13 protein-coding genes and 1 pseudogene are annotated in these 15,254 nt (G+C 71.5%); 6 read left to right on the top strand and 8 right to left on the bottom strand.

From position 1 onward, the window contains the following. Nucleotides 1-26: 26 nt before the first annotated feature. The gene (locus AB0B85_RS21260; RefSeq protein ID WP_357409825.1) at nucleotides 27-158 is read left to right on the top strand and encodes a phosphopantetheine-binding protein; all 132 of its coding nucleotides are present in this window, start codon (nucleotides 27-29) and stop codon (nucleotides 156-158) included. A 553-nt stretch (nucleotides 159-711) separates the two neighbouring features. Here the strand turns inward: AB0B85_RS21260 and AB0B85_RS21255 are convergent. Next, a pseudogene (locus tag AB0B85_RS21255) lies at nucleotides 712-2,862 on the bottom strand (S8 family serine peptidase); the annotation flags it as partial. 580 nt (nucleotides 2,863-3,442) lie between these two features. Between AB0B85_RS21255 and AB0B85_RS21250 the strand changes: the two are divergent. Further along, complete coding sequence (locus AB0B85_RS21250) at nucleotides 3,443-3,787, top strand: cupin domain-containing protein (RefSeq protein WP_357409812.1); 345 nt, start codon at nucleotides 3,443-3,445, stop codon at nucleotides 3,785-3,787. Nucleotides 3,788-3,874: 87 nt separating this feature from the next. Here AB0B85_RS21250 and AB0B85_RS21245 read toward each other — a convergent pair whose 3' ends face one another. From AB0B85_RS21245 to AB0B85_RS21235, 3 genes are all read right to left on the bottom strand, one after another. Further along, the gene (locus AB0B85_RS21245) at nucleotides 3,875-4,639 is read right to left on the bottom strand and encodes a sugar phosphate isomerase/epimerase family protein (protein WP_357409823.1); all 765 of its coding nucleotides are present in this window, start codon (nucleotides 4,637-4,639) and stop codon (nucleotides 3,875-3,877) included. A gap of 68 nt (nucleotides 4,640-4,707) precedes the next feature. Further along, a complete protein-coding gene (locus tag AB0B85_RS21240; protein WP_357409810.1) occupies nucleotides 4,708-5,859 on the bottom strand; it encodes a dihydrodipicolinate synthase family protein in 1,152 nt (383 codons plus the stop codon). A gap of 56 nt (nucleotides 5,860-5,915) precedes the next feature. Next, the gene (locus AB0B85_RS21235) at nucleotides 5,916-7,067 is read right to left on the bottom strand and encodes a Gfo/Idh/MocA family oxidoreductase (protein WP_357409808.1); all 1,152 of its coding nucleotides are present in this window, start codon (nucleotides 7,065-7,067) and stop codon (nucleotides 5,916-5,918) included. 216 nt (nucleotides 7,068-7,283) lie between these two features. Here AB0B85_RS21235 and AB0B85_RS21230 point away from each other — a divergent pair, with 216 nt between their 5' ends. Together AB0B85_RS21230 and AB0B85_RS21225 are read left to right on the top strand one after the other, a co-directional pair. Continuing rightward, a complete protein-coding gene (locus AB0B85_RS21230; RefSeq protein WP_357409806.1) occupies nucleotides 7,284-8,357 on the top strand; it encodes a LacI family DNA-binding transcriptional regulator in 1,074 nt (357 codons plus the stop codon). Next, complete coding sequence (locus AB0B85_RS21225) at nucleotides 8,354-9,373, top strand: aminoglycoside phosphotransferase family protein (protein WP_357409804.1); 1,020 nt, start codon at nucleotides 8,354-8,356, stop codon at nucleotides 9,371-9,373. The genes AB0B85_RS21230 and AB0B85_RS21225 overlap by 4 nt, the downstream gene beginning before the upstream one ends. A 51-nt stretch (nucleotides 9,374-9,424) precedes the next feature. Here the strand turns inward: AB0B85_RS21225 and AB0B85_RS21220 are convergent, their stop codons facing one another. After that, nucleotides 9,425-10,087, bottom strand: a complete 663-nt coding sequence (locus tag AB0B85_RS21220; RefSeq protein WP_357409802.1) for a fasciclin domain-containing protein — start codon at nucleotides 10,085-10,087, stop codon at nucleotides 9,425-9,427. Between the two features lie 132 nt (nucleotides 10,088-10,219). Here AB0B85_RS21220 and AB0B85_RS21215 point away from each other — a divergent pair, with 132 nt between their 5' ends. After that, complete coding sequence (locus tag AB0B85_RS21215; protein WP_357409800.1) at nucleotides 10,220-10,609, top strand: GNAT family N-acetyltransferase; 390 nt, start codon at nucleotides 10,220-10,222, stop codon at nucleotides 10,607-10,609. Between the two features lie 189 nt (nucleotides 10,610-10,798). Here AB0B85_RS21215 and AB0B85_RS21210 read toward each other — a convergent pair whose 3' ends face one another. Beyond that, nucleotides 10,799-12,088 (bottom strand): MFS transporter, encoded by a 1,290-nt coding sequence (locus tag AB0B85_RS21210; protein ID WP_357409798.1) that lies wholly within the window; start codon nucleotides 12,086-12,088, stop codon nucleotides 10,799-10,801. An 84-nt stretch (nucleotides 12,089-12,172) separates the two neighbouring features. Further along, nucleotides 12,173-12,733 (bottom strand): NAD(P)H-dependent oxidoreductase, encoded by a 561-nt coding sequence (locus tag AB0B85_RS21205; RefSeq protein WP_357409796.1) that lies wholly within the window; start codon nucleotides 12,731-12,733, stop codon nucleotides 12,173-12,175. Between the two features lie 136 nt (nucleotides 12,734-12,869). Here AB0B85_RS21205 and AB0B85_RS21200 point away from each other — a divergent pair, with 136 nt between their 5' ends. Then, nucleotides 12,870-13,352 carry a MarR family winged helix-turn-helix transcriptional regulator gene (locus AB0B85_RS21200; RefSeq protein ID WP_357409794.1) on the top strand — a complete coding sequence of 161 codons (483 nt, stop codon included), beginning with the start codon at nucleotides 12,870-12,872 and terminating at the stop codon, nucleotides 13,350-13,352. 93 nt (nucleotides 13,353-13,445) lie between these two features. On the opposite strand, the gene AB0B85_RS21195 is transcribed toward AB0B85_RS21200, so the two are convergent. Next, nucleotides 13,446-15,197: an IucA/IucC family siderophore biosynthesis protein gene (locus tag AB0B85_RS21195; protein ID WP_357409820.1), complete on the bottom strand. Its 1,752-nt coding sequence runs from the start codon at nucleotides 15,195-15,197 to the stop codon at nucleotides 13,446-13,448. Between the last annotated feature and the right edge of the window lie 57 nt (nucleotides 15,198-15,254).

The following is a 15,254-nucleotide window of genomic DNA, read 5'->3' as shown; positions in this document are numbered from 1 at the left end:
GGCGCGACGTCACGGGTGTCACCGACATCGGGCTCGATGACGACTTCTTCGCGCTCGGCGGCCACTCACTGAGCGCGACGCAGGTGGTGTCGCGGCGTTGGTGTTCAACTCCGTGTACGACCAGAAGTCGCCCTCGGGCAGCGGCTTGTTCGGCTTGAGCGTGAATCCCTGCGTCGCACCGCGCTCCGCCCTGGACGGCAGCGTCAGCGTGGCGGCCGAATACTTCGCGTCCCGCCCGATGATCGCGTGACCGAACTGGAAGTCGACGACCGGCGCACCGGGGAACTGCGCGAACACGTACGCGGTGTAGCGCCCCGGCTCGGGCAGGAACTTGTACGCCTGCTCCGTGCTGGTCCAGTACCTGTCACTGCTGTAGATCAGGGTGTCGCCCTTGTACAGGTAGAGGTCCAGGTTCGTGTTCGGGTCGTCGGTGTTGGCTTCGACGATGATGCCGGCGGTGTTCGTCGGCACCGTGAGGTCGAACTTCTTCACTCCGGTGGCGGCCGGGTCGAACACGCCGCCGTAGACGCCGGCCGGCATCGAGTGCGACGAGCGCTGCATCGGCGTGTAACCGGTGCTGCGACCGGCGAGCGCTCCGGTGAAGCCCGGCTGGATCGAGCCGAACGCACCGTTTGTCATCCGGCCGAACTCCTCGCCGTCGTCACCGTACGGCCGGGGCATGATCCCCCATGGCCGGGCGGCGACCGGGATGCGGGCGCTGTGGGCCTTGCCGCGCCAGCCGATCGAACCGGTCACGTACCGGTCCCAGGGCGCACTGACCCGGCGCAACGTGATGGTCACCGTCGCGGACCTGCCGGGTGCCAACGTCACCGACGCCGGCGTCACGGTGACCTTCATGCCGGGCAGACCGGACACCGAGGAGTGGTAGGTTTCCTTCGCCTTACCCACGTTGGTCAGGGTGCGGGTGAGGGTCACCGGGCGGGTCCCGTCGTACTCACGCAACGAGATGGCCGGCAGGTTGAGTTCCTTGCCGTCCGGCACGGCCGTCTCGCTGAACGCGACCAGGTCCGCCGCCGTCGGCTGGATGACCAGGCCGGGGTCGGTGGCGCCGGCCAGGTTGATGAAACCACTGCCCTGGTCGAGCGGGCTGCTGGTGCCGACAGTGTCGGTCGCGGTGGTCCGCAGCGCCGAGGCGACCGCACCCGGCGACCAGTCCGGGTGCGCGGCACGCAGCACCGCCGCCGCGCCGGCCACGTACGGCGAGGCCATCGAGGTGCCGGAGTACGCGTCGTAGTTCCGCCCGAAGTTGCCCGCCGGGGAGACCGCGGCGATGATGTCCGAACCCGGCGCGACCAGGTCCGGCTTCAGCACGCCGAGGGTCACCTTGTCCGGGCCGGTGGAGGAGAAGTCCGCGACGCTTGGCACGCCGGGGACGCTGGAGCCGTCACCGCCGCTGCGCAGGGACACCCGCGCGTCGGTCGGGTGGCGCATCAGGTAGTTGAACAGCGTGCCGGCCTGCTTCTCGGTCGGCAGGTAGACGACCGGGAAGTTGAAGATCGAGTTGATCCGGTAGTTGCCGGTCGGCTCGAACACCACCATCGCCGCGCCGCCCTTGGCCTTGATCTCGGCGGCCGAACCGAACATGTCGGACAGCGCGCAGGCGACCACCTTGCCCTTGATCTTGGCGGGGTCGAGGCTGCCCGGCTCGCAGTAGACCGCACCCAGATCCGGTGACCCGGCCTGCTCGCCGAAGACCATCGGCCGCGCGTCACCACCGGGCAGCGCGTCGAGCGACCCGCCCACGAGCTTCGTGCCGTCACCGAGCTTGACCGTCGCCTCGTCGAGGTTGGTCACCGCCGCGCCGACAGTGGTCACCCACGGCGCCGCGTTGCTGATCGCCCCGCTCACGATGCCGGTGTTGCCGGCGGACGCCGCCACGAAGACTCCGGCCAGTGTGGCGTTGAGGAAGGCGATGCCGATCGGGGTGTTGGCCTCCCAGTCGCCGAGGTCGCTGCCGATCGAGAAGTTCAGGACCTGCACGCCGTCGGCGACGGCGGCGTCGATGCCGGCGATGATGTCGGCGTCGTAGCCCATGCCGCTCCAGAGCACCTTGTAGACGGCGATCTGGGCGTCCGGCGCCACCCCGGAGACGGGGCCGAAGCGCCGACCGTCGATTGTGACGTTCGGGATCGGCAGACCGGCCGCCGTGGAGGCGGTGTGCGTGCCGTGCCCGGACATGTCGCGGGGCGACAGGACCTCGCCCTCGGGCACGGAACCGCCGCCCGCGAGCCAGCTGTCAGCGAAGTACCGCGCGCCGAGGATCTTGCCGTTGCAGTGCTCGGCCACGAAGGCGACACCGGTCTGGCAGGTGCCGTGCCAGGTCGAGGGAGCCGGCATCGTCTTGGCGAACGACGCGCTCTCCGGCCAGATGCCGGTGTCCAGGACACCGATCACCATGCCCGCGCCGGTACCGGGGCCGGGTGTGGCCGGCTTGCCGGCGGGACCTCCCGCCGGCTGGCGCTCCGGGGCGGCCGGGGCGGTGGCGGCCGGAGCACCGGGAGTCGGCGCTGTCGACGGCGCCGAGGGCGGCGGTGTCCTGGTGCCGAGGGCCCGCGAGGCGGTCACCGCGCGGACGCGCTTGTCCGCCCGCAGGGTGGCCGCCTGCTCGGCGGTCAGCTTCGCGGAGAATCCGTTGAAGGCGGTGGTGTATACCGCGTTGACGGTGACCCCGGCGGCGGCCGCGACGGCCGTACGCTGCGCGTCGAGGTGTCCCCGGTAGGCCCGCGAGGGTGCCGACGTCACGTCCAGTCGGTGGCCCGCCTCCGGACGGGTCCGCGCCAGCCCGGACACCCCGCCGGCGTACGCGGTGAGCGGGTCCTCAACCAGCTCGACGACGTACATGCCCGCACCTGTCGCGTCGGCCGTACCCCGTTGGGCTGCTGCGTTCCGGCCGTCGGGTCGACGGTCGGCCCCGTCGGTCAGGGTGACCTTCTTGTCCTGCCCGGCGGTGAAGTAGCCGCCGCTGCCGCTGCCGTTGCCCGCCGCCCCTGCGGGGGCTGCCGACGCCGATCCCGCGACCCCGGTGGTGCCGGTGATCAGCGCTACGACAAGCGTCGGTATCGCTAGTCGTCGCAGCCTTTTTCCGCTCGTGCCTGTAGCCACGAGGCTCCTTTCGATGGCTCCCTTGTGGAGCTGTTCCTCGATCACGATCCGCTCATGGGAGCGCTCCCCCACCTAAGCCGCCGACGGTTAATCGATGGTTTGCACGGTGTTACGGATCGCTGGTGCGTATAAGATCACGTTCTGTCGGCCGCGCCTAGATCATGTTTTGCCGATGCCGCCCGGAGCAGGGCGGGAACCCCTGGCGGCCCGCGCCGGCACCTCCCCCGCGGCGGGCCCGCCCGCCGGTCGACGGCAGTGCGCCAACGAACCCGGGCCGCCGACGGTTTGCCGACCGCCGATGCGGCACTAGGCTTCCGCCATGCTGATCATCGAAGGCGCGGGCCGGTGGACCGCACCCGCCGGGACCACCAGCGACTGGGTCGAACAGCTGAGAGTGCCGGACCTGTCGGTGGGGACGTACTGCATCCCGGCGGGCGGTCGGGACGGTCAGCGCCCGCACACCGAGGACGAGATCTACGTGGTCACCACCGGGCGGGCCCGGATCGTGACCCCGGACGGCGCGGCCGAGGTCGGCCCGGGTTCGGTGATCTTCGTGCCGGCTGGCGAGGAGCACCGGTTCGACGAGGTGACCGAGGACCTGGCGTTGCTTGTGGTGTTCGGCCCGGCGTACGGCTCGCGCGCCCCGGGTGGGCCAGCCGAGTAGGGCGGTCGAGGTCGCCCGCCCGACGGTCGGCGTCTCCCTGCCCACCGCCGTCCGCCGACCGCAGCTGGCCCACTCCGTTCGGCAGGCTCAGACAACGTGGCGCAGGTAGCCGGTGATCGCCGCGTCCAGCACCTCCGCGCCCGGACGCGCCCACACCTCGGCGGAGAAGACCTCCACCTCGATCGGGCCGGCGTACCCGGCCGCGTCCACCGCCTCGCGCAGCCGACGCAGCTCGATGCAGCCGTCACCGGGCAACGCCCGGCCGAGCAGCACCCCCTGCGGCAGCGGCGTCACCCAGTCGCAGACCTGGAACGCGGCGATCCACTCGCCGGCCCGGGCGATCTGCGCGTACACCGTGTCGTCCCACCAGACGTGGTACGCGTCCACGACCACGCCGACCACCGACGGGTCGAACCGCTCGGCGATGTCCAGCGCCTGACCCAGGGTGGCGATCACGCAGCGGTCGGCGGCGAACATCGGGTGCAGCGCCTCGATCGCCAGCCGCACCCCGGCCGCCTCGGCGTGCGGGGCCAGCTCAGCGATCGCGTCGGCGACCCGACGACGGGCGCCGTCGACGTCCCGGCTGCCCGGCGGCAGCCCACCGGACACCAGCACCAACTCCGGGGCACCGAGGATGGCCGCCTCCTCGATGGCTCGCAGGTTGTCGACGCGCCAGTCGTCGGCGGAGAAGAAGCCACCCCGGCACAGCGAGGTGACGGTGAGGCCGGCGTCGCGGACCAGCTTCGCCGAACGGGCCAGCCCGTACTCGGCGACCGGCTCACGCCACAACCCGATGCCCGGCACCCCGGCCGCCACACAGCCGGCCACCACCTCCGGCAACGGCCAGCGCATGGCGGTGGCCTGGTTGAACGAGAAGCGGCGCAGCTGCTCGACGCCGGCACGCGATAATGGGCCGGCGCTCACTGCGCCACTCCCGCCACAGTGAAGAAGGACCGGGCGCGGGCCGCGGCCAGCTCGGCGTCGGGCAGCAACCCGGCCCGGTCGGCCAGGACGAGCAGGGTCGCCAGGTGCGCTGCGGACCGGCCGGACTGGGCACCACCGACCATTGTGAAGTTGTCCTGGTGCCCGGCCAGCCAGGCCAGGAACACGATCCCCGTCTTGTAGTGCCAGGTCGGCGCCGCGAACAGGTGCCGGGCCAGCGGCACCGTCGGCGCGAAGATCTCGTCGTACGCCGTCAGGTCCCCCCGGTCCAGGGCGGCCAACGCGGCGGCGGCGGCCGGCGCGATGGCCGCGAACACCCCGAGCAGCGCCTCCGAGTGACCCGACCCGTCGCCCCGGATCAGCTCCGGGTAGTGGAAGTCGTCACCGGTGTAGAGGCGCACCCCTTCCGGCAACCGGCGGCGCAGCGCGACCTCCCGGCCGGCGTCCAACAACGACACCTTGATCCCGTCCACCTTCGACCCGTGCGCCGTGATCAGCTCGATGACCGTGTCAGCGGCCACGTCCAGGTCCACAGCACCCCAGTAACCGGTCAACGCCCTGTCGAACATCGGGCCCAGCCAGTGCAGCAGCACCGGCCCGTCGGCGGCGGTCAGCAGCTCGTCGTACACCCGGAGGTAGTCCTGCGGGCCGCGGGCGGCGGCGGCCAGGTGCCGGCTGCACATCAGCACCGGCCGGGCGCCGGCCGCGCGGACGTCGCCGAGCTGCTCGGTGTACGCGGCGGTGATCGCCGACAGGGTCGCCGGCCCGGGTGGCAGCTGATCCGTACCGACCCCGGCGACGATCCGCCCGCCCACCGCGCGGGCCTCTGCGGCGCTGCGCCGGATCAGCTCCCGGGTGGCCGGATAGTCAAGCCCCATCCCCCGCTGGGCGGTGTCCATCGCCTCGGCGACCCCCAGCCCGTACGACCACAGGTGCCGGCGGAACGCGAGCGTGCTGGTCCAGTCCACCGCCGCCGGGGCACCCGGCACGTTCTCCGCGTTCGGGTCGGCGACCACGTGCGCGGCGGCGTACGCGATCCGGCTCCGCGCCGGCGCGTCCGGCCGGGCGAACCCACCGCCCCCGGCCAGCCGGTGCCGTCGCCCGCCCGGCAGCGCCACCTCGACGCTCACCGAGCCACCTTTCGTTCGCGACTGCGGGGCTCGCAACCCCGGCTCACTCCTCGCGCTCACCGCCGCAGCTCCGGCACCTCGACGCGGCGACCCTCGCGGGCCGAGCGCAGCCCCAACTCGGCGAGCTGCACGCCGCGGGCACCGGCCAGGAAGTCCCACCGGAACGGCTCACCCGCCACGACGTGCCGCAGGTACGCCTCCCACTGCACCTTGAAACCGTTGTCGAACTCCTCGTTGTCGGGCACCTCGGCCCACTGGGCCCGGAAGTCCTCGGTGGCCGGCAGATCCGGGTTCCACACCGGCTTCGGGGTGACCGCACGGTGTTGCACGCGACAGGTGCGCAACCCGGCCACGGCGCTGCCCTCGACGCCGTCGACCTGGAACTCCACAAGCTCGTCGCGGTACACGCGCACGCCCCACGACGAGTTGATCTGGGCGATGATGCCGCCGTCGAGTTCGAAGACCGCGTACGCGGCGTCGTCGGCGGTGGCCGCGTAGGTGCGGCCGTCCTCGTCGACCCGCTCGGGCACGTGCGTGGCGGTCACGCACGAGACCGCGTTCACCCGGCCGAACAGCTCCTCAAGCACGTAGTGCCAGTGCGGGAACATGTCGGACGTGATGCCGCCGCCGTCCTCGGCCCGGTAGTTCCACGACGGACGCTGAGCGGGCTGCCAGTCGCCCTCGAAGACCCAGTAGCCGAACTCGCCGCGCACCGAGAGGATCCGGCCGAAGAAGCCGCCGTCGATCAGACGCTTGAGCTTGCGCAGACCGGGCAGGAACAGCTTGTCCTGCACGACGCCGGTGCGTAGGCCTGCCGCGTCCGCGGCCCGGGCCAGGTCCAGCGCGGCGGCGGTGTCCTCGGCGAGGGGCTTCTCCGTGTAGATGTGCTTGCCTGCCTCGATGGCCCGCCGGATCGCCTTCTCCCGCTGCTGGGTGACCTGGGCGTCGAAGTAGATCTCGACGTCCTCGCGGGCCAGCGCCGAGGTCAGGTCGGTCGTCCAGTCGGTAAGCCCGTGCCGTTCGGCGAGTTCCCGGAGCTTCGTCTCGTTGCGCCCGACCAGGACCGGTTCCGGCCAGATGGTCGTACCGTCGGCCATCGTCACACCACCGGACTCGCGGATGGCCAGCAGCGAGCGGACGAGGTGCTGCCGGTAGCCCATCCGTCCGGTCACGCCGTTGACGATGATGCCGATCGACCTGCGGGTCATGGTGCTCCTTCCGTCGTGCTGGTCGTGCCGAGCCGCGCTCGGTGGTTGGCGGCCACACCGCCGCACAGCCTTGTGAAGCAGCGCCCCACGTCGGGCAGCGGGGCCGCGAAGCGGTCGGAACTGGCCGGGCCTCCCGGCGGGAAAGGGCTTTCTCTGCGGTACCGTGACGCTAGCCGGCACGGCGAAACGCCGTCAACAGACCGAGGGGGGCGGGCCATGGCGACCCTGTCCGATGTGGCCCGTCGAGCGGGCGTCTCTCCCGCCACCGCCTCCCGAGTGATCAACGGCAGCAGCAAACCGGTGACCGACGATCTGCGGGAGCGGGTGCTCGCCGCCGTCGCCGAGTTGCAGTACGTGCCGAACGCCCACGCTCAGCTGTTGGCCCGCTCGCACCGCAGTGCGGTCGGCGTGATCGTGCACGACGTCTCCGACCCGTACTTCGCCGAGATCACCCGCGGCCTGCAACGCGTCGCCACCGACCGGGGCCGGCTGCTGATGATCTGCAACAGCTACCGCGATCCGGACCGCGAACTGGAGTACGTGGAGCTGTTGCGCGGCCACCAGGTGGCGGCGCTGATCCTGGCCGGGTCCGGCTACCACGACGAGGCGTTCACCCGGCAGCTCAACGAGAAACTCGCCGCGTACGAGGCCACCGGCGGGCGGGTGGCGGTGATCGGCAGGCACGAACACTCAGGCGACGCGGTGATGCCGGACAACCGGGCCGGCGGATACCTCGCCGGACGGGAGCTGTGCGGGCTGGGGCACCGGACGATCGGTGTGGTCGCCGGCCCGCGCATCCTGACCACCACTACCGACCGCCTGGCCGGACTGCGGCAGGCCCTCGCCGAGCAGGGCCGGGACCTGCCGGAACGGCGCATCCGGTACGCCGAGTTCGACCGCGACGGTGGCGCCGAGGCGACCGCCCGGCTGCTCGACGCCGACCCGGAGCTGACCGCGATAGTGGCCCTCAACGACTCGATGGCCATCGGGGCGCTCGCCACCCTGCGGGCACGTGGCCTGGCCGTGCCGCAGCAGATCTCCGTGCTGGGATTCGACGACATGCCGATCGCCAGGGACGTCACCCCGGCGCTGACCACTGTGCGGCTGCCGCTCGTCGACATGGGAGTCCGGGCGATGTCCCTGGTGCTCGACGCCGAGGGTCCGGCCCCGCGCGTCGAGGTGCTCCCCGCCGAGTTGGTCCGCAGGGACACCGCCGGTCCCGTCCCGCCCGCCGCCCGGGTGAGCGCCGGCGCCGCGCCGCGCGCCCGCCGCGCTGAGGCCGACTCATGACCGGCGTCAGTCCCACGCAGCGTCCGCTCACCGGCGACGACGTGGCGTACCTGCTCCGCGCGTCGTTCGGCCCGCACACCCGGGTCCGGGACGCCGGACCGCTGGCCGGCGGCGGGTACGCGACGGTCTGGTGGGCACACCTCGACGACGACCGCCGGGTGGTGCTGAAACTCGCCCCGCCGCCCGGGACGCCGCTGCTGCGCTACGAGCAGGGGCTCTGTGCCGCCGAGGCGCGATACTTCCGGCTCGTCGCGGAACACGCCCCGCAGGTGCCCGTACCGTCGGTGTTGCGGCACGGCACCGACCCCGCGTACGGCGAGTGGTTGGTCACCAGGATGCTGCCCGGCCGGTCCCTGTCCGAGCTTGCCGGTGCCGACCCGGCGGTCGACGACGGCCCGGTGCGCGCCGACCTCGGCGCGGCCCTCGCCGCGTTGCACCGGGTCACCGGCGACCGGTTCGGGTACGACGACGACCGGGCCGGTGGGGCGACCTGGCGGGCGGCGTTCACGGCGATGCTCGACGCGTTGCTCGCCGACGCGACCGACTGGAACGTGCGACTGCCGTTCACGCCGCAGCACCTGCACGCGCTGGTGGATCGGCACGCCGACGTGCTGGACGAGGTACGCCGCCCGGCGCTGCTGCACTTCGACTGCTGGGACGGCAACGTGCTGGCCGAGCCCGACTCCGACGGTCGGCTGCGGCTGTCCGGCCTGGTGGACGGTGAGCGGTTCCTGTACGGCGATCCGCTGCTGGACCTGGTCTCGCCGCTGCTCTTTCGCCGCGCCGAGGACGAGCCGGAGCATCCGTTGCTGCGCGGCTACCGCTCCGCGTCCGCCGAGCCGCTGCTGCTGGACGCCTCGGCGCACCACCGGTTGGGTCTGTACCGGCTGCACCTGTACCTGCTGATGACTGCGGAGATGCCCAGCCGTGGCATGACAGTGCACAGCCACCCGGGGCGGCACGCGCGACTGGCCGAGCTGCTCGACCAGGAGGTCGCCGCGCTCGGCTCGGACTGACGGCCGGCGCGGGTGGCGCCCGACGCGGGGTCGGACGCCACCCGCCCCCGGTCAGGGCAGGTCGATCGGGCGCAGCACCCGGTCCACCGAGTGTGCGATCTGCCGGTTGCCCTTGTTGACGTCGAAGGTGACGACGCGGGCGTCCCGGTCGTTGGTGTCGGCGTCGATCAGCCGCACCTGGCGGAAGATGTACAGGTAGGTGCGCACGTCGACCTCGACGGTCGAGCCGAGCGCGGTGCTCAGGTCCGTGCCGTCGGCGCGGACCGCGGTCTTGCGGTCGATCGTGGCGCCGGGCACCACGTGGTAGAGCAGCACCGATTCGACGGTGTCGATGCCGAGCCCGGCGACGGCGGTGAAGGCCGCGCTCTCGCTCGGCAGCTTCTTCGCGTCGGTGATCTCGCGTACCAACTGCTGGAAGGCCGCGTCGGTGGGGATGAACGCGGTCAGTGCCACAGTGCCGTCGGTGAGCACCTTGACCGGCGAGTTCGGCTTGGCCTCCAGCACGGCCAGCACGGCCGCGGTCAGGACGTCGAAGTCCCGGGAGTTGCGGTCGAAGCCGCTGGTGTCCTTCGTGAGCACCTCGGCGAGTGAGGTCGTGCCGAGCGGCTTGGCCTTGCCGGTCGCCTGGGCGGCCGGCACGGCGATGGCCGTGGTGGCCAGCGCGGTGGCCATGGCGCCCACCGCCATCCTGGCGGCGAGTCGTGCGATCTTCATCAACGGGCCTTTCGTCGAAGCGACGGATCCGTGACGTCTCGTCACGACCCATGCTTCGCACCGGGGACGCCGCTCGGATGCACCCAGGGTTAACCGATTGTCCGGGGACTGTCGCGGACTTAACCTCCCCCGGTGCTGATTCGGGAGTTCGTCGACCAGGACTGGTCGCAGGTGTGGCCGATCACCGAGGAGGTGATCCGGGCGCAGGAGACGTTCACCTACGACCCGGCGATGACCGCCGAGCAGTCGTACGCCATCTGGGTCGAGGCGGCGCCGGGTCGGACCGTCGTCGCGGTGGAGGGCGGGCGGGTGTTCGGCACCGCGCTGTGTCGCGACGCCCTGGCCTGGGCCCGCCACCAGGGGTACGCGGGAATGCAGTTCAACGCCGTCGCGCAGAGCAACCGGTCGGCGGTGGAGTTGTACCGGCGGGAGGGCTTCACGGTGATCGGCACGGTGCCGGGCGCGTTCCGGCACCCCACTCTCGGCCGGGTCGGCCTGCACGTGATGTACCAGGAGTTCTGAACGGGGCTCCCGCTCGGGCCGCATGGCGGTGGTCGGGTCCTTTGGAGCTGATGTCGTAAACGAATCGGCTGCCCGTCGCGCCGACCGAATCGGCTCCGCCAGATGAATCGCCTCCGCCACGTGAATCGCCGCCGCCAGAACAATCGCCTCCGCCAGGTGAATCGTCTGCGACATCAGCTCGACAGGGCCTCAACCACCAGCGGTGCCGGCGGCCGGGGAGACGCGGACTCCAGGCTGCGGCACCGCCGGCTCCGCGCCCGCGCGGCGGACCGGGGTGAACAGGCCGGCGACCGCCACCAGCAGGCATCCCGCGCCCGCCGCCAGGGTGACGGCAGCGACCCCGAACCGCGCGGCGGCCCAGGTCAGCACGACCGCCCCGGCCGGACCGAGGGCGTAGTGCGTGCTCCAGAACGCCGACGTCACACGGCCGAGCAGGTGATCGGGGGTGATTTCCTGGCGTAGCGACATCGAGCAGATCCCGCCGATGCTGAGACAGCACAGGTACACACCGGTCAACGCGGTGGCCGCTGGCACGCTCGTCGCCAGGCCGACGCCCGCCACCGCGAACCCGCAGACGGCGTGCGCGCCGATCCAGGTCGCGCCGAAGCCACGACGGCGCCGTAGCGGGGCCACCAGCAGCGCACCGGCGACCGTGCCCAGCGCGGCCAGGCCGAGCACCACGCCGACGGTGCCCTCGGAGCCGCCGAGGTCGTGGGTGACGTGGTAGATCAGCACGTCGGTGAAGCCGTAGGTCAGGAAGATGAACACCGACAACAGGACGGTGAGTGCCCGCAGCACGGGCTGCCGCCACAGGAACCGCGCCCCGGCCAGGAACTCGGCGAGTGGCCGCTCCCGGGCCGCCGGCGCGGCGGCACCGGCCGGCACGGATCGCAGCCGGATCAGCCACAGACCGGTTGCCGAGAGGGCGAAGCTCGCCGCGTTCACGGCGATGGCGAGCGCCGGGCCGAAGCGGGCCGACACCACGCCGGCGAGCAGCGGCCCGAGGACGGCCGCCGCCGCGTACGTCGCCTGCAACCGGCCGTTGGCCTCGGTGATCCGGTCGGAGTCGACCAGGTTGCGGACCGCGGTCACCGCGGCGACCTGGAACACCATGCCGGCCGCCTCGCAGATCGGCAGGACGACGAAGAGCAGCCAGACCTGCGGGCCGATGAGCCAGGCCAGTGGCACCAGGGCGTAGAGCACCAGCCGTGCCAGGTCCGCCACGATCATCAGGGTGCGGCGGTCGTACCTGTCGACAAGCACCCCGCCGAAAATTCCGGCGACGACTGACGCCGCCCCCGCGACGGCGGTGAGCAGGCCCATCTGCGCCACCGACCCGGTCGCCTGGAGCACGAGGAGGGGCACCGCCAGGTAGGCGAACGAGTCACCGGCCGCGGAGAGCGACTGGGCGACCCAGTAGGTGCCGAAGGTGCGGTCCCGCCACAGCGGCGGCCGGCCAGCGTGGGCGGATCGGCTCATCACGATGAGGGTAGTGGGCAACGCGTCGCGAGGTGAGCCGGCCGCGGGATCCTCCCGCGGCCGGCTGCGGCAGTTCGAAAACGATCAGGCCTGGCGCAGCGGCGCGAGCGCGGTGCTCCAGGCGACCACCTGGTCGAGGGTGGTGGTCAGCGCGTCCTGCTGGAACTGGTTGGGCTTGAAGACGCTGAAGTTCTCGAAGTCGGTGAAGAGCGAGAGCGCGACCTGCGAACGCACGTCGGCCATCTGCAGCTCGCCGGAGATCAACCGCAGGTGCTCCACGGCCCGCGCGCCGCCGACCGAGCCGTAGCTGACGAAGCCGACGGCCTTGTTGTTCCACTCGGCGTAGAGGAAGTCGATAGCGTTCTTCAGGGCACCCGAGGTCGAGTGGTTGTACTCGGGGGTGACGATGATGAACCCGTCGTAGGAGGCGATCGTCTCGGCCCAGCGCAGCGTGTGCGGCTGGGTGTACTGGCCCATCGACGGCGGGTACGCCTCGTCGAGGTGCGGCAGCTGGTAGTCGAGCAGGTCGACGAGCTCGTACTCCGCGTCGGAGCGCTGCTTGGCGATCTCGAGCACCCAGCGGGCAACGGCTTCACCGTTACGCCCCGGGCGGGTGCTGCCGAGAATGATCCCGATCCTGGTCATGGTGGCGCCTTTCCTCGGTACGTGGGCTGACCAGCCGACGCTAACCGGTCATTGCTTGGTCAAGCAAATGTTCTGTCCATGGCCACTGTCACACTCTGGGTAAGCATTTGCTCAATCAAGCAAGTATGATATGAGGATGTCCAGCCCCGCCGCAGAACCTCCGCAGCCCCTCAACCCCAACGAGGAGGCCCTGGTCCGCGCCCTGGGCCAGGTGATGCACGTGCTGCCCCGCGCGATCGATGCCGACATGGTCGGTGACCGTCAGCTACCGCTCACCGAATACACCGCCCTGATGAACCTATCCGAGGCACCGGGGCGGCGGATGCGGATGAACGAGCTCGCCGCGGCCTGCTACCTCTCGCTCAGCGGCATGACCCGCACCATCATCCGGCTGGAGACGCAGGGCCTGGTCAGGCGGGAGCGCTGCGCCCAGGACGCGCGCGGCTGGAACGCCGTGCTCACCGAAGCGGGATTCGCCCGACTGGAGGAGGCCTGGCCCAGTCATCTGAACTCCGTCCGCCGCCGCTTCCTGCAGCACTTCGAGAGCTTCGACCTGGCCCGGTTGGCGCGGGCGTTCCAGCGCGCCGGCACCGCCGAGAGCCCCGAAACGACCGGCTGAGCCCGGCTCAGCCGGACGTCCGGCGACTCAGCCGGGCAGCCCTCCGGCAGCGACAAGCGCCCACGCCAGCAGCCTGACCAGACCCGATCATGGTCAGCGGGTCGGTGCGTGGGCGGCGAGGGGGTTGACCAGGGTGCCGACGAACTGGAGCGCCGCCGACGGGTCGGCCAGGTCGATCATCTGCTGGTTGTCGCGCAGCTGGAGCCGGTTGAGGCAGGACAGCGTGAACTCCGGGGCGAACAGGTCGTAGTGGCGGACCCGCTCGGCCAGCTGCGGCACCCTGTCGAAGTAGTCGGCGGCGCAGGCCGCGACGGTACGCCAGAAGTCGTCCTCGGCGAGCACACCGGCCTCGACGAGCACCGCGTTGAGGTGGCGCAGGAAGCAGTCCACCACGTCGGTGAAGATGGTCAACAGCTTGGTGTCGTCGGGCACGTCGACCCGGATCCGCTCCACCTCGGCGGGCAGCTCGACGTCGGCGCTCAGCACCGCGATCTCCTCGGCGATGTCCTTGAAGATGACCCGTTCGACGGTGTCGTGCTCGTCGAGGACCAGGATGACGTTCTCACCGTGCGGCATGAAGGCCAGGTCGTGGGCGTAGAAGCTGTGCAGCAGCGGGGTCAGGTAGGCGTCCAGGTAGCGGCGCAGCCAGACCTCGGGCGCCAACCCGGACCGGGCGATCAGCGCCGCCGCCAGCGAGCCGCCGTCGCGGTCCACGTGCAGCAGCGCGGCCATCGTGGACAGGCGCTGCCCCGGTTTCAGGTCGACCACCGGGCTCTCCCGCCACAGGGCGGCAAACATCTTCCGGTACGGGGAGGTGCGCTCGGTCGCCGCCTCGTACTGCCGGTGCCGGTAACCCACGGCGGCCCGCTCCCGGATGACGCTCAGACCGGTGCCGGTAAGCACCTCGTCGTGCGCGATCAGGTCCGCCAGCCAGTCGTTGATCGCCGGGGTGGCCGCCATGTACGCGGCCGACAACCCCCGCATGAATCCCATGTTCAGCACCGACAACGCGGTCTTCACGTAGTGCCGGTGCGGCGCGGTGACGTTGAAGAAGGTGCGGATGGACTGCTGGGCGAGGTAGACGTCCGGCCCTGGGCCGAGGTGCACCAGCCGGCGGGCGGCCAACTCCCCGGCGAAGGTGACCGCGAGCTTGTTCCACCACTGCCACGGGTGCGCCGGGATCAGGTGGTAGTCGGCGAGGTCCAGACCGAGGTCGGCCATCGTGGCCGCGAACCGGGCGCGGGTCTCGGCGTCCAGCTCGCCCTCGATGAGCGTGTCGTAGTCGAGGTCGGCGGCGCTGCTGAACGTCGAGTGGTCCCGGTGCGCGGCGAGCCACTCCAGCCGGACCGGGGCGGCGGCCTCCGGGGCGTACCTGTGGTATTCGTCGACGCCGAAGCCGAGCCGACCGTTGTTGGCCACGAAGCACGGGTGGCCCTCGGTCATCGACGTCTCGATGGTCTGGAAGTCCGCGTCGGCCAGCTCGGCGGCGCTCGGCGCGGCCTGCGCCAGTTTGTACGCGGTGCCGGCAAGCGTGGAGGTGATCTCCTCCAGGTAGACCGGGAGCACCCGCGCGGAGAGCCCGAGGGTGCCGCGCAGCTCGACGATGAGGTCCACCGCGTCGGGCGCGAGCGACGCGCCGTCACGGTGTCTGGTGATGCTGTCCGCGTCGATCTGCCAGTGCTCCAGGGCCAGGACCCGCGCGGCGAACCGGTAGGTGACCAGACCGTCGTCGCTGCCTACCGCGTACCACTGCCGGTCGTCCGGACCTGGCACCGGCTGCGGGGTGAGCAGCCGTTCGTGGGTGAACTCGGCGAGTGCCTTGCGGACCAGCAGCCGGTTGGCCAGGGCCCAACGCTGCGGGGTGAGATGCCCGACCGGGCTGCCGGCGGCGGGCCCGGTGGC

The organism is Micromonospora sp. NPDC049044 (genome assembly GCF_040649215.1).
In the GTDB taxonomy this organism is placed as follows: domain Bacteria; phylum Actinomycetota; class Actinomycetes; order Mycobacteriales; family Micromonosporaceae; genus Micromonospora.
This window is presented reverse-complemented; position numbering and strand designations above follow the sequence as displayed.